The sequence below is a fragment of the Paenarthrobacter sp. AT5 genome (genome assembly GCF_032764245.1).
GTDB classification, from domain to species: domain Bacteria; phylum Actinomycetota; class Actinomycetes; order Actinomycetales; family Micrococcaceae; genus Arthrobacter; species Arthrobacter ureafaciens.
Genome location: NZ_CP136441.1, coordinates 1325131 through 1343565 on the forward strand (window position 1 = coordinate 1325131; position 18435 = coordinate 1343565).

Genomic DNA, 18435 nt, shown 5'->3' on the forward strand with positions numbered 1-18435 from the left:
CGCCGGTCCTTCACCCTTCGACGAACAGGCAAGCACCATGAGTCTCGACCAGTTGTACCAGCAGATCATCCTGGACCACTCCAAGCAGCGCCACGGCAGCGGCCTGGCCCGGACCGCAGCACCCGAGGGCGCAGCAACAGGGCAATCACACCAGCTCAATCCGGTGTGCGGTGACGAGGTCACCCTGCGCCTTGCCGTAGCCGATGGCACGGTGAAGCAAGTGAGCTGGGACGGTGCCGGCTGCTCCATCTCCATGGCCTCGGCCTCGGTGTTGAGCGAACTGGCGGAAGGGCTGTCCGTGGAGGAGTTGCACGAGGTCATCGACAACTTCCGCGAGGTCCTCCGGTCCCGGGGCAAGGTCCAGGCGGACCCGGAGATCCTTGGGGACGCCGCAGCTTTTGAAGGCGTGTCCCGCTACGCGGCCCGCGTCAAGTGCGCCATGATTTCCTGGGTGGCGGCCGAGGACGCCCTCAACCAGGCCACAACAGCCTAGCCGCGGGCGAAGACGTCCGGTACGCCGTCGCCGTCGTCATCCCGTGCTTCTTCCGCCGCCACCAGACGGTAGCGCCGGTTGCGGGCCTTGAGCACCATCGCGGCAAGCAGTGCCGAGATCAGCGAACCTGCCAGGATGGCCACTTTGGCGTGGTCGTTGTGGGCGGACCCGGACCCAAAACTCAGCTCGCCGATCAGCAGCGACACCGTGAAGCCGATGCCGGCGAGGAGCGCCAGGCCGAAGAGGTCGATCCATGAAATGCTGGGATCCAGGCTGGCCCGCGTCGTCTTGGTGACCAGGAACGTGGTACCGAAGACGCCGACTGCCTTGCCGATGACCAGCGCCGCGATGACTCCCACTGCCACAGGATCCTGCAGCGCGGCGGCCATCCCGTCAAAGCCTCCCAACGCAACGCCCGCGGAGAAGAAAGCGAACACGGGGACAGCGAAGCCTGCCGAGAAGGGACGAAGGCGGTGTTCGAAGCTTTCGGCCAGTCCCTCCGCCGGTTCCCCTTTCTTTCCGCTCGCGGCCACCGGCACGGCGAAGCCGAGGATCACCCCGGCAACCGTGGCGTGAATACCGGAGGCGTGCACGAAGCCCCACGTGGCGAAGGCCAGCGGGAGCAGCAGGTACCAGCTGCGGACCCGCTTCTGGACGAGGAAGGTGAACAGCGCCAAAGGGACGAGTGCGGCCAACAGCATGAGCGGTTGCAGCCCGGTTGAGTAGAAGAAGGCGATGATGCCGATGGCGATCAGGTCGTCCACCACGGCGAGCGTCAACAGGAAGGTCCGCAGGGCTGCCGGAAGGTGGGTGTTGATCACAGCCAGCACGGCCAGGGCGAAAGCGATGTCCGTGGCGGTGGGAATGGCCCAGCCTTTGAGGGTTTCCCCGGCAGAGCCCAGGTTCACCAGCACGTAGATCAGTGCCGGTATGACCACCCCGCCAAAGGCTGCGGCGACGGGAACAACTGCTTTGGCGGGAGAACGCAGCTCTCCAGCCACGAATTCCCTTTTGAGTTCAAGGCCGGCGAGGAAGAAGAAAACGGCCAGCAAGCCATCGGACGCCCAATGGCCGAGGCTGAGCTCCAGGTGCCAGGGCTCGTAGCCGATGGTGAAGTCCCGGAGGGCGAAGTAGGCATCGGCTGCGGGGGAGTTGGCCCAGAGCAGTGCGATGACTGTGGCGATGAGGAGGAGTGCTCCGCCCACGGTTTCCGCGCGAAGGATTGCGAGGATCCGGCGGTACTCGGGGTAGGTGGAGCGGGTGAAGATCGTGGGCGAGCGGTCAGCCACAGGGGCTCCTTGTCCGGTTCGGGGTATTCGGGGTATCACAATGACTCCGCCGACCAGACTTCCCGGCACACCAACGTCCATCCTACCCAACTGGGTCGCAGTAGTGCGCGTTTAGAGACGTCATAACGCGCTTAACTGCGACCCAGTTGGGGGAAATTAGGGGAGCAAAACCGCGACGCCGATCGCCGCCGTCGCGAGGCCCAGCACCATGGAGATGGTCACCAGGACCACGTGCACGGTCAGGAACCGGGTCGCCTTGCCCGACGCGTCCCGCGCACGCGGATCCTTCATCACGCGTTTGAGGAACTGCGGCCACACAACCAGTGACCAAACGCCCGCGACGATCAGGACAACCGCCAGGATTGCGGGAAGTTCCACGCTAGTGGCTTTCTAGCCAGGCCTGGGCCTGCTGGGACTGGATGTTCAGGGCCTTGCCGACCATCGGTTCCGCGGCGTCGGCGATCTTGCCGCCGAGGAACGGAACCGAGGACTTCACGTTGCCCTCCAGCTCGATCCGGGTGCTGCCGCCTTCAGCCACCAGGCGCTGGACAGCGGTGACATCCAGGGGCGCACCGGCCACCTTCAAGGCGATGGTGCTGGCGCGGGATCCGTCAGCTGCCGGGGCCTCCCACTGCTCGGTCTGGGTGACCGTGAGGCTCTCGCCGACGAACTTGCGGGCGATGTCCGGCAGTCGCGTCGTGGGCAGCGTGCGGACGGTGGTGGTGCTGAACGCGCCGGCGGTGTCACCGTCGATCGTGAACGATTCCAAGGAGCCGCCCACCAGTTCGCTCGTGTGACGCAGGAAGTCCTCGTCGACGAATACAGCGGCGACGCGGTCAACGCTATGCGGCAGGGTGGTGGATGCGCTCAGGGCCATGGGTCCTCCGTGGATGTGGTGGTGTTGAAGCTCTTTTAGCTCCCAACATCCTACGGGGTGTCGCTGGCCGCGCCAGAACCGGCCCCGGCTGCACCCTGCTCGCGGGATGCTTCCTGCAGGGCCGTGGCAGCCGCGGAAATGTTCCGCGCCATGGACGGGAAGATCACCCCGTGGAACGGGTAAACGCCCAGCCAATACAACCGTCCTGCCAAGCCGCGCGGGAAGAAAATGGCGCGCTGGCGATACAGGCTGCCGTCGCCGTCGGGCTCTACCGCCAACTCCAGCCACGCGCGCCCGGGCGCCCGCATCTCCGCCCGCAGGCGCAGCAGGTGGCCACGGTCAATGGCCTCCACCCGCCACCAATCCACCACCTCGCCACTATTGAGAGTTTTAGGATGGCGCCGCCCGCGCAGCAGGCCGGCCCCGCCCTGCAGTTTGTCCATCCAGCCGCGGATACGCCAGGCCAAAGGCAACGAGTACCAGCCGTTCTTGCCGCCGATGCCTTCGATGATGGTCCACACATGCTCCGGCCGGGCGGGACTGTGGAACTTCCGTTCGTCCACGTACACCTTGTACCCGGCCCAGTCGGGGTCGCTCGGGAGGGGATCGGAGTCCACGCCGGCGTTGGCCCACGTGGTCTCCACCTGCCCGTCGCGTTCCTTGCCCAGCGCCAGGGCAACAGCGCGGCGGTACGGGGTCAGGCCGCCGTCGGGCAGGGGGATGTAACGGTCGACGTCGTGCTCCCGCGACACAGCGTCGTGCTGCAGTGACTGCACCAGCGGAAAGGACATGGACAGCGGAATCGGTGTCACCAGGGCAACCCACAGCCCGGCCAGCTTCGGCGCGGGAACCGGCAGGGCAATGACCAGCCGCCGGGGGAGGCCACGCTCCATGGCGTACTGGTTCATCATGTCCTTGTACTTCAGGACGTCGCGGGAACCGATGTCGAAGGTTCGGTTGAGCTTGTCCGGAAGGGTGGCAGCGGCAACGAGGTAGTGGAGCACGTCCCGCACCGCGATCGCCTCGATCCGGTTATTAACCCAACTGGGCGCCGGCATGAGGGGCAGCGTGTCAGCCAAATGACGGATCATTTCGAAGGACGCGGAGCCCGAGCCGATCACCACGCCCGCTTGGAACACGATGGAATCAACCCCGGACTCCAGGAACACCCGGCCCACCTTCTCCCTGGAACGCATGTGGGTTGAAAGCAGCGCATTGTCAGGATGGAGCCCGCCGAGGTAGACGATCCTGGATACCTTGGCGGCTGACGCGGCAGCTGCCACCAGGCGGGCCATCGCTTCTTCCTTCGCCTCGTAGCCGCCGCCCGATGCCATGGAATGGACCAGGTAATACAGCACGTCCACGCCTTCCATGGCCTTCGCTGCGGTGTCCTGGTTGTCCAGCGAATCCTGGATGATGTCCACGTCGCCGTGCCACGGGACGTCAGCGATCTTCTGCGGGGAGCGGACCAGCACTTTCACCCGGTGGCCGGCCTCGAGCAACCGCGGAACCAGGCGGCCGCCGATGTAGCCGGTGGCGCCCGTTACCAGGACGGTCTTGCGGGAAGATTGCGGATCAGGCTGGCTTTCAAGCGGTTGCTGTTCAGGCGCTGGCTGCAAAGGAACTCCTGGGGCTGGAGGGAGGGGTAGGCTGGAATCAACCCGGCATTCATTCGAATTTCCGGGCATTTGTGTTGCCTGCCCTTGGACCCACCCTAGGAGTTTCAGCCATGAGCCTCAACGGCCTGCGCCGCGCACTGGCGGAAGACAAGACTTTTGCGCGCGTTCGAACAGAGGCTGGGCGGCCTTTCGAGTCCCGAAGCACCGACTATCAAATCAGCGCGCCCACCGGCATGCGGTCCGTCCTGCTCGCCGAAATGGCCGACGCCCTGGCCACCGGTGCCGCCGGTGATCCGGTGGTACTGGCCGTGACAGCCACCGGGCGCGAGGCCGAGGACCTCACCGCTGCGCTCGCCTCCTACCTGCCCGCCGACTCCGTTGCCACTTTCCCCAGCTGGGAAACCCTCCCGCACGAACGCCTCTCGCCCCGCTCTGACACGGTGGGACGCCGTCTGTCGGTCCTGCGCAGGCTCGCCCACCCGGAAAGTTCGACGGCGGCCCCGCTCCGGGTAGTGGTGGCACCCGTTCGCGCCGTGGTCCAGCCGATTGTGGCCGGCTTGGGCGACCTCGTCCCCGTCACCTTGAAGGTAGGGCAGGAGCGCTCCTTCACCGACGTGGTGAGGGCGCTGTCCGACGCGGCCTACGCCCGGGTGGACATGGTGACCCATCGCGGTGAATTTGCGGTGCGTGGCGGCATCCTGGACGTCTTCCCGCCCACGGAAGACCACCCCATCCGCGTGGAGTTCTTCGGCGACGAAATCGACCAGATGCGCTGGTTCGCCGTGGCCGACCAACGGTCGTTGTCCGCCCCGGGCATCCACCACCCCACGGAGCTCCACGCCCCGCCGTGCCGGGAAATCCTCATCACCCCTGCGGTCATGTCCCGCGCAGCCAAACTGAAGGCGGACATGCCGGCCGCGGCCGACATGCTGGAGAAGATCGCCGGCGGCATTGCCGTGGAGGGCATGGAATCCCTGGCGCCCGTGCTGGTGGACGCCATGGTTCCTTTGGTGGACCAGCTTCCCGCAGGCTCCATGACGGTAGTCATTGAGCCGGAGAAGGTCCGTACCCGGGCCCACGACCTCGCGGCCACGAACGAGGAATTCCTGGAGGCGGCCTGGTCGACGGCGTCCGACGGCGGCGCCGCGCCTTTGGACTTGTTGTCCCGGGCGTCCACGGACCTGCATGCTGCAAGCTTCCGATCCCTCACCGACACCCGTACCGCAGCACTGGAACACGGCGTTTCCTGGTGGTCCATCACATCCCTTGCCTCCGACGAGGACCTGGTCCTGGACATCGACGTCCTCAACCTGCACGCCCGCGAACCGCGCGGATACCAAGGTGACGTGGCTGAAATGCTGGAGTTCATCGGCTCCCGCGTCCGCGACCAGTGGCGGATCGTGGTGGTCACGGACGGCCCGGGTCCGGCCCAGCGCCTGGCCGAACTGTTCCACGACGCCGAGATTCCGTGCAGCCGCGTGGACTCCCTGGACAAGGAACCGCAGCCCGGAATCATTGAGGTGACCTGTGCCGCCGTCGGACGCGGTTTTGTGCTGGACGGGCTCAAACTGGGCCTCCTCACGGAAGCCGATTTGCTGGGACGGGCGTCGGCAAGTTCCACGAAGGACATGCGGCGCATGCCGTCCAAGCGGCGCAATGCCGTGGACCCGCTGCAACTGCATGCCGGCGACTTCGTGGTCCATGAACAGCACGGAATCGGCAAGTTCGTAGAGCTGATCCAGCGCAAGGTTGCCGGTACGTCGGCCTCCGATTCGGGCCTTCGGGAGTATTTGGTCCTGGAGTATGCCCCCTCCAAGCGCGGGGCTCCGGGGGACCGGTTGTTCGTTCCCACCGACCAGTTGGACCAGGTGACCCGCTATGTAGGCGGCGACGCTCCGGCCCTGAGCAAGATGGGCGGCGCCGACTGGGCCAGCACCAAGTCCAAGGCGCGCAAGGCCGTGAAGGAGATCGCCGGGGAGCTGATCCGCCTTTACTCGGCGCGCATGGCCAGCCGGGGGCACGCCTTCGCCCCGGACACCCCGTGGCAGCGCGAGCTTGAAGAAGCCTTCCCGTATGTGGAAACACCGGACCAGCTGACCACCATCAATGAGGTCAAAGCGGACATGGAACGCGAGATTCCCATGGACCGCCTGGTGTCCGGCGATGTTGGCTACGGCAAGACCGAAATCGCAGTCCGGGCCGCGTTCAAGGCCGTCCAGGACGGGAAGCAGGTGGCCGTCCTCGTGCCGACGACGCTCCTGGCACAACAGCATTATGAAACTTTCACGGAACGCTTCAGCGGGTTCCCCCTGCGCGTTAAGCCCCTGTCCCGTTTCCAGACCTCGAAGGAAGCCAAGGAAACCGCCGAGGGCGTCAAGAACGGTTCCGTGGACGTCGTGATCGGAACCCACCGGCTTCTGTCCAAGGATTTCGAGTTCAAGGACCTCGGCCTGGTAATCGTCGACGAAGAGCAGCGGTTTGGCGTGGAGCACAAGGAAGCGCTGAAGAAGATGCGCACCAATGTGGACGTCCTGGCCATGAGCGCCACGCCGATTCCGCGTACCCTGGAGATGTCCCTGACAGGCATCCGGGAGACCTCCACCTTGGCCACCCCGCCGGAAGAGCGCCACCCGGTGCTCACGTATGTTGGCCCGTACACGGACAAGCAGACCTCGGCTGCTATCCGCCGCGAGCTCATGCGTGAAGGACAGGTGTTCTTCGTGCACAACCGCGTCTCTTCCATTGAGCGTGTTGCGGCACAGATCCGCGAACTGGTTCCTGAGGCCCGCGTGGAAGTGGCCCACGGGCAAATGTCCGAGAGCCGCCTGGAAAAGATCATTGTGGACTTCTGGGAGAAACGCTTCGACGTGCTGGTGTGTACCACCATCATTGAGACCGGCCTGGACATTTCCAACGCCAATACCCTGATTGTGGACGGCGCGGACAAGTATGGCCTGTCCCAGCTCCACCAGCTCCGTGGCCGGGTGGGCCGTGGCCGCGAACGCGCCTACGCCTACTTCCTGTACCCCTCGGAAAAGCCGCTGGGTGAGGTGGCGTTGGAGCGCCTCAAGGCCGTGGCTGCCCACAACGAGCTGGGCGCCGGCATGCAGTTGGCCATGAAGGACCTCGAAATCCGCGGTGCCGGCAACCTCCTGGGCGGCGAGCAGTCCGGCCACATCCAGGGCGTGGGCTTCGACCTCTACATCCGCCTGGTGGGCGAAGCCGTGGCCGAGTACCGCGGAGACGCGGAGGAGAAAGCCGCGGAGATGAAGATCGAGCTTCCCGTCAATGCGCACTTGCCGCATGACTACGTGCCCGGAGAGCGGCTTCGCCTGGAGGCCTACCGCAAGTTGGCGGCCGCCGTCACCAACGAGGCCATCGAGGAAGTCCTGGCCGAACTCGTGGACCGGTACGGCGAGCCCCCGCTGCCCGTGCAAAACCTGATCGCCGTGGCGCGCTTCCGTGTGGGGGCCCGCGAAGCCGGCCTGTCCGACGTCGCGCTCCAGGGAAACTTCATCCGATTCTCGCCGGCGCAACTGCCCGAATCCAAGGTCATGCGCCTGAACCGCATGTACCCCGGTTCCCAGGTGAAGCCTGCGCTGGATGCCGTGTTGATCCCCAAACCCAAGACCGCCCGGATCGGCGGACGCGACCTGCAGGACGCCGAAATCCTGGAGTGGGCCAACAACGTCATCGAGGCGATCTTCGCCGATGTACCCGTGAAAGCCGGCTGACTTCAATGATGGGAGGACACCACGCCGCGTCGGGAGCCGCGGCGTGGATCGCTATTGCCTCGACCGGGCCGTACGCACTGGGCTGGTATCCGCTGGATTCCACCGGCATCCTCATCGGGGCCATGGCGACGGCGGGAACAGCACTCGTGTGCGACTGGGACCACCGGCACAGCACCATTGCAAACTCGCTGCCCCCGGTCTCCAACGTGATCGCCGTGGGCATCGAGAAGGCCAGCGGCGGGCACCGCCAGGGGACGCACTCGCTGCTGGGAGCCTCCGCCTTCGTGGTGCTGGCCGCAATGGCCGCCCAGTTCCAGATGGTCACGCCGGTGGGGAAGTTGTCCGTGGGCGCAGGACTCCTGTGCATGTTCATGATCAACCTCGCGGCCAAGGCCCTGAAGCTGTTTCCCAAGTCCGGCTGGATCACCAACTGGATCTTCGCCCTTGTCATGGCCGGATTGGTGACGTGGTTCGCTCCGGACCAGTGGGGTTGGCTTCCTTTGTCCATGCTGACGGGCGTGGTGGTCCACATCGTGGGGGACATGATCACTGTGGGCGGTGTGCCCCTCTTATGGCCCATCGTCATCAAGCCGCCTAAGTTCCTCCGCAAGTCGGCCATCAAGGGGATCTGGCGGCCGAACGGCGCGTTTTCCCTGCCCTTGCTCGGCCGCGCGGGATCCCGTCGCGAGTGGCTGGTGCTGATCCCGGTGAGCGGCTACGCCATGGTGGGAATGGCCGTCTCCGCCTGGACCCTTGCCCGGCAGCACTGGCCCGGAATGGTGGCTGCTTTGGGCGGTGCACTGCAGCTTCCTTGAGCTCCCTGTTGGTCCATTGCTTGAAACGTCCATCAAATTCGCGTCATGACTCATGGCCTCCCTCCACATCCAAACGGGCGCCTTTGCCCCGGTAAGACTTTGGTTTGGGGAACTTGGAGGTTCACATGGATTTGTTCCGTTCGCACGGCATCCATTCAGGCAGCAAGGAAAGTGAGGCACAGCGACGCACCCAATCGTTGCGGCGCTCACACGTTGACCTTGAGGTAATTATTCCGGCGTACAACGAGGCTTCGAGGATGCCCGGCACGCTGCGACAGACAGCCGACTTCCTCGCCGCGCAGCCGTGGTCTTCGCGGATTGTGGTGGTGGACAACGCCAGCGTGGACGAAACGGGGCCGGTGGTCCGGAAACTGTCCAGGGAAGCGGGAAGCCCGGTGCCGATCTCGGTGATCGGCTGTGCCCGCCGTGGCAAGGGCGCTGCCGTCCGTCGGGGGCTCCTGAGCGGGACCTCGCGGTTCACTGGTTTCTTCGACGCCGACATGGCCACTCCCGTGGAGACCCTGGCTGCTGCCATGTCCCACCTGCAGCATGGAGCCGCAGCCGTGATCGCGTCGCGGCATGCGCCCGGCGCCACTCTTGTCCGGCCCCAACAGTTGGGCCGGCGCCTTGGCGGCAGGGCGTTCAGGGCGTTGACCAGGACAAAGGTCAAGGGCATCGCGGACACACAGTGCGGCTTCAAGTTCTTCGAACGTGATGCGCTCACCGCTGCCATGGTGCAGTGCCGGGCAACAGGCTTCGCCTTCGACGTCGAGCTGCTTCTCAGGCTTCAACTCCAGGACGCACCGATTGTTGAACTGCCGGTCGCATGGACGGATGGCGCATCGTCGTCCTTCCGGCCCCTCCATGACGGTGTAGCCAGTTTCGCCGCCGTCTTCCAGCTCCCAAAGTCAACGCCGTGACCGCGGTACTGACGCACGAAACCGCCGTCGCGCTGCTCGCTGGAAAACACGTGCTGGTCCTCAACTGGCGCGACGTGTTGCACTCACAGGCCGGCGGGGCAGAGCAATACATGCACGAGATTTCCCGGAGGTGGGTTGAGCACGGAATCAAGGTCACCTGGTTCACCGGCCGGGATACCGGACAGGCCGCAGCTGACGTCATCGACGGCGTCAGGGTCCTGCGTGCCGGCGGGCCCCTGGCCATCTATGCCCGGTCAGCACTCAAGCTTCTGAGGTCAGGCGAAACGTTCGATGCAATTGTTGACTGCCAGAACGGAATCCCCTTCTTCTCTCCGTTGTTCGTACCGGCTGATACCCCGATCGTCCAACTGATCCACCACGTCCATCAGGAGCAGTTCGCCACGAGGTTCGCTCCTCCGCTGGCAGCCCTTGGCCGCTTCTTGGAGAACAGCGGTGCGAAGGCGGTCTACGGTCAGCGGGCCATTGCGGCAGTGTCGGTGTCCACGCGGCTGGAGCTGCGCAAGCTTGGCTTCACCGGTCCCGTGCATGTGGTCCCGAACGGCACCATCGACGTGCCCGCAAGGCCGGGGCCCAGGGATCCGGAACCAACCATTGGCGTCGTCAGCCGGTTGGTTCCCCACAAGCGGCTGGACTTGTTGCTGGGGCAGTTCGCGGTTGCGGCACGGAGTATTCCGAATCTGCGCCTGGAAATCGTGGGAGACGGTCCGGAGAAGCCCCGTTTGCAGCAGTTGGCCATGGACCTCGGACTGGACCACGCAGTGACGTTTCACGGATACCAGCCCAACGAAGTCCGCGACGATCTCTTGAACCGCGCCTGGCTCACAACATCGACCTCCGCTTCCGAAGGTTGGGGATGCTCGGTAGTGGAGGCCGCAGCGTGGGGCGTCCCCTGCCTGGCATTGCAGGTCCCGGGAATCCGGGACTCAGTGGTGGGTGGGCGGACGGGCTGGTTCGTGGACACACCCACGGAACTTGGCGCTGCCATGGTTTCCGCGTTGGAGGCTTTGGCTGATGCGGACATCGCCGAAGCCATATCTGCCCAGTGCCAGGAGTGGGCCCGGTGCTTCACCTGGGACCGCTCCTCGGAATTGCTGGCCGGAGTCCTGCTGGAGGAGACCCTGCGCCGCCGGGGCGTTGATGGCTATGCCAGCGTTTCGGACATGTCCACCGTGGCACGCTTCGAACTTCCCGCAGGAGTGGATCTCGGAAGCATACGGAGCGTCCTCAGGCCCACGGATGAAGTGCGGGAGACCGAGGGCGACGTGGAAGTGCTCATCAAAGGGCGCGATGAATTCGAGGCGTTCGCTGCCTTGAAAAGCGTGGGTGTGATTGCCGCGGAGGTGCGGCCGGCAGGGAGGAGCAGCCTCCTCGCCGGACCGGGCAACGGGTTCACTCCTGTCGACGCTGTTCATGACCTATAGCGGGACACGCTCCGGCACCGCGCCGGCAAACCGAAGCCGTGCCAAAGCCGGCCAGGCAAGCAAAGTAGCGGAGAACAGCGGCATCCTGGCGGTCTCGGCGGGACTGGTGGGGGTAGTGAGCTACGTCTGCACGCTCCTGATGGCCAACATGCTTGAGACCACCGACTACACGCACTTCGCCGCAGCCGCGATGCTCATGGGCATCGTGGGAATTGTGGCCTCGGCGTTGGTTCCGTTGCCGCTGTCCCACATCGTGGCGGTCCATCCTGCGGGTTCGGAGGAGCGCAGGGACGGGATAGCCTTCGCGGTTTTCGTTTCGTGGGCGGCGGGCGCGGCTTCGGCGCTGCTCACAGGCGGGTTGGCGCTCGTTTTCGCAGGTCCGGACCTGGCGGCAGCTGTGGCGTTGGGCTCCTTGGGGATCTTCGTCGTCACGGCGCATGCCGGCTGGCTTCAGGGCGAGCTGAGATTTCCGTGGTATTCCCTGACCACCATCGTCGAGGTGTTTGTTCGGCTGCTCTTCAGCCTGGTGGTCATCGCCCTTGCCTGGGGCGCGGGGGGAGCAGTGGCTGGATTTGCGGTGGGCTCCCTGGTGCAGTTTGCCGTGCCGCGGTCCTTCTACCGGGATCTGACGTGGCGTCCGGGAGTGCTTCGGGAGAAGTGGCGCTGGGCTGAAACCAGCGACATCGCCTCGGTCCTGTGCGTCGTGTCCGTCCTGGTGGGCATCGACGTCGTCGTGGTCGGTTTCCTGGGCGGCGGCTCCGCGGAAGCGGCAGGCTTCCAAGCGTTGGCCACCATCGCAAAAGGACCTGTTTATGTGGCCGCGGGGACCGCGCTGGTTGCCTTTCCCTTGCTTCGCAGTCCGGGAGCAAATGTCCGCAAGGTCCTTGCAGAAGCTTTTGTCTCCTTCGGGCAGCTCGGGACGGTGGCTTTTGCCGTCATTGCCACGGCGCCACCGATGATGTCAGGGCTCATTGTTCCGCAGAAATACCACGGATCCCTGGGGCTCCTGCCGTGGCTGGCTGCGGCCGGCCTGGGCTATGCGGTCCTGATGGTCCTCACCACGGTCCTCCTGGCCCTGCGCGCCTACCGCCGCTGCCAACTGGGCCTCGCCATTGCCTCCGTCCTGGTGCTGGGTGGCTTGTGGGCCGGCTGGGAGTTTGATGGCGTGCGGGGCATGGCCATTGGTTGTGGCGCAGGTGCCGTGGCTGCGGCTTTGGCGCTGGCTGTCATTGCCCGGCCGGTTCTGGCCGTCCATGCCTCCTCCGGTTCGAAGCGGTCCGGCGTCGCGTGGGCGGCGGGCGTCCTGGCCCTTCTGGTGGTCCTCGGTGTGGCCGCCCGGCTGCAACCCGTTGTGTGGTTGTTGCTGGCCGGCGTCGGCGGAACAGGAGTCCTTGCCCATCAACGGGGACTTCTCCCCACGCGCAACGACCTCCGGATATTACGACGGCGGCGGGCCGCGGGCCGGCGGTCCAAGCTCGTGGGCCGGCGGTCCAAGCTCGTGGGCCGGCGGTCCAAGCCGCAGACACTTTCGCCTGGCCGGCTGGCCCGCATCGGAGCCCGCCTCTCCGCCAACACGGCCGCCACGTTCGTGCTGGTGACGGCGGCAGGATTCAGCGTGCGCGCCCTTGGCCTGGAGCGGGGCTTTGAACTCTGGGTTGACGAAATGCTGTACGTCAGGCTCGGCGAATCGGTGGGCGCGGGAGAATTTCCGACGTTGCCTGACGGTCCGTTCTTCCTGCACCCTCCAGGCTACTTCCTGCTCGAAGCCGGCGTTCTCAAGGTGTTCGGCCTGTCCGGAGACATCATCCCGATGACCCTCCAGCTTCGCTGGCTCAACGCTGTCCTGGGAGCCGTCACTGTGGGTTTGGGCTACCTGCTGATCCGCAAACTGGCCGGCTTGGCCGCCGCGTGGCTGACTGCGGTGATTTTGTCCTTCGAGCCGTTTATCCTTCGCAACAACAGCCATGCTTTCCTGGAGACCTCGGCCATGGTGCCGGCGCTGGCCGGGATGGTGCTCCTGGTGGGCAGCCGGGAGGGGGAAGGCCGTCTGCGTTCCTGTGCGAGGTTGGCAGGGGCCGGCTTACTGCTGGGGTACTCGGTGGTGTGCAAGGACTTCTTCCTCATTTGCACTATCGCTACCGTGCTTGCGGCCCTGGCGTGGAAGAAGACGCTCCCATGGCGTCAAGGGCTTGTGGTCACTGGCTTCGGCATTGTTCCCTACGCCGTCTACCTGCTGGTGGTGACTGTCCATGGACACTTCCCTGCGTGGCAGTGGGCCAAGAGCCATGGAGTTGTGCGCATGTCCGGGGTGGAGAAGTCCACCGGGTTCACCGCGGAGGGGTCGCCGAGCATTGTCTCCCGGCTGGTGGAGCAGGTAGGGCAATTCGGTACCAGCTATCTCCTCCTGGTGTTGTGCCCCGTTGCTGGATTGCTGCTGTGCTTCAGCATCCACGCCGGACGGCGGCTGATGGGGCTGGCGGGCCTGGCACTTGGCGCCGCGGGTACCTACAGCGCTTTGTTCGGCACCTTTGAGGAACAGTACGGGTACGGCGTCATGGTGGTTGGCGCACTGTGCGCCGTCCTGTTCGTGGTGGAGCTCAGGGAGAGGTTTCCGGGCACCCGCAAGGCGCTGGCCGTGATCGCGGTGATCCACGTGGTGCTCACGGTGGCGCTGGGACTGCGGACCGCCCTGACCCAGGACAACGGATTTGTCCGCGCCGATGAGTGGATCCAGGCCAACCTCCCAGTCGACGCGCGGATCAGCGTCACCAACAGCACGGGGCACTTCGCCTACATGCACGATCCCCGTTTTGGCATCTGGCCGGATGCGCCGTTGATGGAACAGAACGGCGTGAGCTATGTCCTCACCCAATCGAAACCAACGAGGCAGGGCTACGGATACGCCAATCCCGCCATGCTCGCCTGGTTGGAGGAACACGCAACGCCCATGGTCACCACGGCCGGCCCCACCAACGGCGAAACCACCGTCTGGTACGTGGATCCGGCTAAACGTCAGGCAGCAGCCGCTGCCAACGTAGGGGTGCCCTCCAAGAGCTACGGGACAGAAAGGTAATCATGAGAGTTTTGCATCTGGGGTTCGAGGACCCCCGCATGCCCGGGGCAGGCGGCGGATCCGTCAGGACCCATGAAATCAACCGGCGCCTTGCCGCCCGGGGATTCGACGTTACTGTGCTGACCACCCGGTATCCCGGGTGGCAGGAACGGGTCCAGGACGGCGTCCGCTATGTGCCCATCGGCCTTGGCAGTGGTGGCACCAGGCTCACCAGGCTGGTGGCGTACGTGCTGCGGTTGCCCTTCGAAGTGCGGCGGCGCCGGGTGGCGGCCGATCTGGTGGTGGAGGATTTTTTCGCACCCTTCTCCACCATGGCTGCGCCGCTCTGGACCAAACTTCCCACTATCGGCGTTGTCCAATGGCTGCATGCCAGGGACAAAGCACGGCAATACAAACTGCCCCTGCACTGGGTGGAAAGGTGGGGCGTTCGCAAGCACCGGAGGCTCATTGCAGTGTCCCGCGGAATCGCAGACAACCTTGCTGCACTGAATCCGGCCATCCATGTGGACGTGATCGGAAACGGCGTGGATCCTGCGGCGTGGAAAGCAACGCCCCACAAGGGCCAAAATGTCCTCTTCGTCGGGCGCCTGGAACTCGGCCACAAAGGTTTGGACCTGCTGATGGCGGCCTGGGCCAAGTGCTGCGCGGACGTGGACGGGATGCTCCTCATTGCCGGCACGGGCCCGGACGAAGCAAAGCTGCGTGCGCTCATCCGCGACGCCGGTCTCTCAGAGCGCGTGCGGTTGCTCGGGTGGCTCTCCGGGGAGGAGAAGTTCCGCGCTTTCAGCGAGGCGCGCCTGGTGTTGGTGCCTTCGCGGCACGAGACCTTTGGACTCGTGGCCATCGATGCCCTGGCGACGGGCACGCCGGTGATTGCCTTCGACATCCCGTGCCTGCGGGAGATCGTCCCGCCAGGGGTGGGGTGGCTGGTCGAGCCGTTCGACGTCGGCGCGTTCGCAGACGAGATAACGCGCCGGTACGCACAACCCGGCTTGGAAGCCGTGGCTGAGGAAGGACGGAAGTTCGCGGCCGGCTACAACTGGGATGCGCTCGCGGACCGCCAGGCCGAGGCTTACCATGCCGCCTTGGAGGCACTTTCCGCAACAACCGGTCGGCAGGACAGTGCCGCTGAAAGGGATTAGATGACACAGCAAACACGGGTTGAACGCTCCATGGCAGGAAACGCGCCTTGGCTTGTGCTGTCGCCCCATCTTGATGATGCAGTGCTCTCCTGCGGTGCGCTGCTCGAGGCCCAAGCGCAAAAGCGCACCATCGTGGTGGCCACCGTGTTCACGGAGGAGGGCTCCCCGCCGCACACTCGCGCGGCGCGATCGTTCCTGAGCCAGTGCTGCATCACCGACGCCGGGGAGCTCTTTGAAGCCCGCAAGGCCGAGGACAGGGCCGTGCTGGCTGCCATGGGTGTCCAGTACCTGCACCTGGGAGAGGTGGATGCCCTCTTCCGGAAGCGCGAACCACTCCGCCATCGCAGGCCGTTCCTTAAGCAGGGGCTCGTGGACAAGGTCTGGAGCAAGCTGCCTCCTGAAATGACGCACCGCTACCCGACCTACCGGTTCGATATCGCTTTGGGAAGAGTGGCGCCGGGCGACCAAGCGCTCATTGGGAAACTGAGGGACAAAGTTGCCGGGCTCATGGCCAGCACCCAGGCTGAATTGCTTTTTTGTCCGGTGGGAGTGGGACGGCACGTTGACCATCTGATCACGCGGGAGGCGGCAGCAGGGCACCCGGACTACGTCGTCCTGTACTCGGACTTCCCTTATAATGTGGCAACACCACCGGATGCGGCCTTGCTGGAGCGGCAGGGCTACCGATCCTGGACGTGGGAGGCCGGCGCTGCCTCCAAGCTTTCGCGCATACGGGAATATGCCACCCAAGCTGATGCCCTGTTCCCGAGCGGCGTGATTCCCGTCAAAGGGGAAACGTATTTCGCTGCGGACTGATCCCGTGGGGCCGCTGAAACAGCAAGGATTCTGAAACAGCAAAGCCCGGGCGAATCCGCCCGGGCCTTGCTGTTGTACGTCTTGCCGTTGTACGAAGTTTAGTTTTCGCCTGCCGAGTCCGAACGGCCGAGGATGGTCTGCGGGATCCAGAACGCGAGGGCGAAGAGACCCAGGCACACGGCCATCGGCCACGGGTTGTCCAGCGTCAGGAAGGACAGCGAGTAGATTGCGCCGAGGAACAGGACGATGATCACCAGGAACAGGACAATGCTGGTGCCCAGGTTGTTTTCTTTTTCAATCGGGGCAGTGTTCTTGGACATTCATTCCTCCTCGGCCCCGCAGGGCTCAAATTCCGTGGCGGCTTCCGGAAGCCTTAGTAGTCGGATGAACCCTGTTCACCCTTGACGATGGCAATCCCGGAGCTCGCTCCGATACGTGTTGCACCAGCAGCTATCATAGCCTGTGCGTCGGCCAGGGAGCGCACTCCGCCCGAGGCCTTGACGCCGAGATCCGGGCCCACGGCCTTGCGCATCAGGGCAACGTCTTCTGCGGTGGCGCCCCCGCCGTTGAAACCGGTGGACGTCTTGACGAAGTCGGCGCCCGCCTCCACGGCAGCCTCGCAGGCAATGACCTTCTGCTCGTCGCTCAGCAAGGAAGTTTCAATAATCACCTTCAGGATGGCTTCGCCTCCGTGGACAGCCTCGGCAACCTTGGCGATGTCTTCCACCAGGGCGCCTTTGTCATTGGCACGCGCGGCGGCAATGTTGATCACCATGTCCACCTCGTCCGCTCCGTCCAGCACCGCGCCGCGGGCTTCGAACGCCTTGACGTCGCTGGGCGTGGCACCGAGCGGGAAGCCCACCACGGAGCATGTCCGCACTCCCGAACCCTTGAGGGCGTTCTTGACGGTCTTGACCCAGACCGGGTTGACGCAGACGGACTTGAATTTGTACTCGACGGCCTCAGCGCACACCTTCAGGACGTCCGCCTCGCTGGCCTCGGGCTTCAGCAGCGTGTGGTCGATGTAGGAGGCAATGCCGGCTTCAGTGCTCATGGGATCCTTCCGTGCCGGGCGTGGCCGGCCCGGTGGCCGCAGGGTTGTCACTGCCCGTCAAAGGACCATCTTGCCATAAGTGCCGTGGCCCGATCGGAGGTTGCACGGCCCGATCAAGTGGTTGTTCACGCTGCTTCCCGGGTGTCCTCCGCGTTCCCGAAAGCGGCCGCCGGGGCACCTGAAAGAATCCCCGCGGCACACAGCATTGCGGAGGATTCGGCCGACAGGAGCAGCCCCAGCCGCAGGCCGTCGCAGGAAGCTGCGTCGCCGATCGCCCAAATGCCGGGAACCGAGGTGGCGAGGTCGCGCCCGACTGCGATGCCGCCGTCGGAGGCTATCCGGAGGCCCGCCGTCAGGGCGAGTTCGGTGCGGGCGATCCGGTCTTCGGCAAGGACCACGAGGTCGCCGTTCATGCTGCTGCCGTCCTCGAACAGGATGCCGGCGGCCGGCAGCGGGGAACCGGCCAGGGAAGGTACGACGGCGGCCGGGCGCAGCGTGGTGCGGACGGGACGGACTCCGCGGGCCCGGAGGACCGCCTCGGCTTGTCCGGCAGCGGGTCCGGTGCCTACCAATATCCCCAAAGGCCGGTGACCGACCACGCGCGTGGCGTCCTTGATGGCTTCCCCGATGGGGCCGGCATCGTCGATGGTGGAGTAGCTCAGGCCGCAGTAGGCGCCCGTGACTGGCGGCAGCAAGGGAGCTGAGCCGGTGGCGATGACCAGTTGGTCGTAGGCGAACTCCATGCCGTCCACGGTGGTGACTGCCTTGGCTTCAGCATCGATGTAGCTTGCCGCCTGGCCGAAGCGGACGGACACGCGGGGGAGTCCGGCCAGTTCAAGGAGTTCCTGCGGGCATTCATCACGGTTGCTCAGGACCGTGATGGTGCCGTCGAAGAGGCGTTGGCCCTGCGGCCGGGGTCCTTTGCCCGCCAGCCGCCGAACCAAAGCCTGGGCGGCCGGACCTGCGCCTGCGATGACGATGTGCCGGGAAGAGGAGGACATGGTGGGCCCTTTCGCTGTGACCTGCCTGGTGCTTGTGTACATCAGCCTAGGAGCCGGGTTTTTCGGGGGTGTTTCCCCGCTGTTGCCATTGGAGGCGCGTTTGTAGCGCGGCGTTCACCAGCCGGTAATAAGCTGGATCACACTCTCGCTTGCGGGGGTG

The 18435-nt window shown here is 65.2% G+C and carries 15 protein-coding genes; 8 read left to right on the top strand and 7 right to left on the bottom strand.

Features of this window, described 5'->3' with window-relative positions:
• Nucleotides 1-37 precede the first annotated feature (37 nt).
• Complete coding sequence (sufU, locus tag RI444_RS06150) at nucleotides 38-493, top strand: Fe-S cluster assembly sulfur transfer protein SufU (protein WP_021471452.1); 456 nt, start codon at nucleotides 38-40, stop codon at nucleotides 491-493.
• Here the strand turns inward: sufU and nhaA are convergent.
• From nhaA to RI444_RS06170, 4 genes are all read right to left on the bottom strand, one after another.
• Entirely contained in the window at nucleotides 490-1782 is a 1293-nt protein-coding gene (nhaA, locus tag RI444_RS06155) for a Na+/H+ antiporter NhaA (RefSeq protein ID WP_242703122.1), read from the bottom strand. The genes sufU and nhaA overlap by 4 nt on opposite strands.
• A 156-nt stretch (nucleotides 1783-1938) precedes the next feature.
• Nucleotides 1939-2160, bottom strand: a complete 222-nt coding sequence (locus tag RI444_RS06160; protein WP_021471450.1) for an SCO4848 family membrane protein — start codon at nucleotides 2158-2160, stop codon at nucleotides 1939-1941.
• A gap of 1 nt (nucleotide 2161) precedes the next feature.
• Complete coding sequence (locus tag RI444_RS06165; RefSeq protein ID WP_021471449.1) at nucleotides 2162-2659, bottom strand: DUF2505 domain-containing protein; 498 nt, start codon at nucleotides 2657-2659, stop codon at nucleotides 2162-2164.
• Between the two features lie 50 nt (nucleotides 2660-2709).
• Nucleotides 2710-4347, bottom strand: coding sequence for an SDR family oxidoreductase (locus tag RI444_RS06170; RefSeq protein ID WP_207604964.1), 1638 nt, complete (start codon nucleotides 4345-4347; stop codon nucleotides 2710-2712).
• Nucleotides 4348-4388: 41 nt separating this feature from the next.
• On the opposite strand from RI444_RS06170, the gene mfd reads away from it, so the two are divergent.
• From mfd to RI444_RS06205, 7 genes are all read left to right on the top strand, one after another.
• Nucleotides 4389-8012: a transcription-repair coupling factor gene (gene mfd, locus RI444_RS06175; protein ID WP_021471447.1), complete on the top strand. Its 3624-nt coding sequence runs from the start codon at nucleotides 4389-4391 to the stop codon at nucleotides 8010-8012.
• 5 nt (nucleotides 8013-8017) lie between these two features.
• Complete coding sequence (locus RI444_RS06180; protein WP_082694444.1) at nucleotides 8018-8827, top strand: metal-dependent hydrolase; 810 nt, start codon at nucleotides 8018-8020, stop codon at nucleotides 8825-8827.
• 125 nt (nucleotides 8828-8952) lie between these two features.
• Entirely contained in the window at nucleotides 8953-9747 is a 795-nt protein-coding gene (locus tag RI444_RS06185; protein WP_021471445.1) for a glycosyltransferase, read from the top strand.
• Nucleotides 9744-11189 carry a glycosyltransferase family 4 protein gene (locus tag RI444_RS06190; protein ID WP_242703120.1) on the top strand — a complete coding sequence of 482 codons (1446 nt, stop codon included), beginning with the start codon at nucleotides 9744-9746 and terminating at the stop codon, nucleotides 11187-11189. The genes RI444_RS06185 and RI444_RS06190 overlap by 4 nt, the downstream gene beginning before the upstream one ends.
• On the top strand, nucleotides 11179-14262 hold the full coding sequence (locus RI444_RS06195; protein WP_207604963.1) for an oligosaccharide flippase family protein: 3084 nt from the start codon (nucleotides 11179-11181) through the stop codon (nucleotides 14260-14262). Before RI444_RS06190 ends, RI444_RS06195 begins: the two co-directional genes overlap by 11 nt.
• A gap of 2 nt (nucleotides 14263-14264) precedes the next feature.
• The gene (locus RI444_RS06200; RefSeq protein ID WP_242703119.1) at nucleotides 14265-15404 is read left to right on the top strand and encodes a glycosyltransferase family 4 protein; all 1140 of its coding nucleotides are present in this window, start codon (nucleotides 14265-14267) and stop codon (nucleotides 15402-15404) included.
• Nucleotides 15405-16220, top strand: a complete 816-nt coding sequence (locus RI444_RS06205) for a PIG-L deacetylase family protein (protein WP_242703118.1) — start codon at nucleotides 15405-15407, stop codon at nucleotides 16218-16220.
• 98 nt (nucleotides 16221-16318) lie between these two features.
• Here RI444_RS06205 and RI444_RS06210 read toward each other — a convergent pair whose 3' ends face one another.
• The 3 genes from RI444_RS06210 to RI444_RS06220 all read right to left on the bottom strand — a co-directional run bounded on the left by RI444_RS06210 (nucleotide 16319) and on the right by RI444_RS06220 (nucleotide 18275).
• Complete coding sequence (locus RI444_RS06210; RefSeq protein WP_021471440.1) at nucleotides 16319-16540, bottom strand: hypothetical protein; 222 nt, start codon at nucleotides 16538-16540, stop codon at nucleotides 16319-16321.
• Between the two features lie 53 nt (nucleotides 16541-16593).
• Nucleotides 16594-17274, bottom strand: coding sequence for a deoxyribose-phosphate aldolase (deoC, locus tag RI444_RS06215; RefSeq protein WP_207604962.1), 681 nt, complete (start codon nucleotides 17272-17274; stop codon nucleotides 16594-16596).
• 125 nt (nucleotides 17275-17399) lie between these two features.
• Nucleotides 17400-18275, bottom strand: coding sequence for an FAD-dependent oxidoreductase (locus tag RI444_RS06220; protein WP_021471438.1), 876 nt, complete (start codon nucleotides 18273-18275; stop codon nucleotides 17400-17402).
• Nucleotides 18276-18435: the final 160 nt, after the last annotated feature.

Bases quoted from the DNA above. Each gene is read 5' to 3' on its own strand.
- sufU (WP_021471452.1), top strand. From the start codon at position 38: ATGAGTCTCGACCAGTTGTACCAGCAGATCATCCTGGACCACTCCAAG.
- RI444_RS06165 (WP_021471449.1), bottom strand. From the start codon at position 2,659: ATGGCCCTGAGCGCATCCACCACCCTGCCGCATAGCGTTGACCGCGTC.
- RI444_RS06170 (WP_207604964.1), bottom strand. From the start codon at position 4,347: ATGCCCGGAAATTCGAATGAATGCCGGGTTGATTCCAGCCTACCCCTC.
- mfd (WP_021471447.1), top strand. From the start codon at position 4,389: ATGAGCCTCAACGGCCTGCGCCGCGCACTGGCGGAAGACAAGACTTTT.
- RI444_RS06180 (WP_082694444.1), top strand. From the start codon at position 8,018: ATGATGGGAGGACACCACGCCGCGTCGGGAGCCGCGGCGTGGATCGCT.
- RI444_RS06185 (WP_021471445.1), top strand. From the start codon at position 8,953: ATGGATTTGTTCCGTTCGCACGGCATCCATTCAGGCAGCAAGGAAAGT.
- RI444_RS06195 (WP_207604963.1), top strand. From the start codon at position 11,179: ATGACCTATAGCGGGACACGCTCCGGCACCGCGCCGGCAAACCGAAGC.
- RI444_RS06200 (WP_242703119.1), top strand. From the start codon at position 14,265: ATGAGAGTTTTGCATCTGGGGTTCGAGGACCCCCGCATGCCCGGGGCA.
- RI444_RS06205 (WP_242703118.1), top strand. From the start codon at position 15,405: ATGACACAGCAAACACGGGTTGAACGCTCCATGGCAGGAAACGCGCCT.
- RI444_RS06210 (WP_021471440.1), bottom strand. From the start codon at position 16,540: ATGTCCAAGAACACTGCCCCGATTGAAAAAGAAAACAACCTGGGCACC.
- deoC (WP_207604962.1), bottom strand. From the start codon at position 17,274: ATGAGCACTGAAGCCGGCATTGCCTCCTACATCGACCACACGCTGCTG.
- RI444_RS06220 (WP_021471438.1), bottom strand. From the start codon at position 18,275: ATGTCCTCCTCTTCCCGGCACATCGTCATCGCAGGCGCAGGTCCGGCC.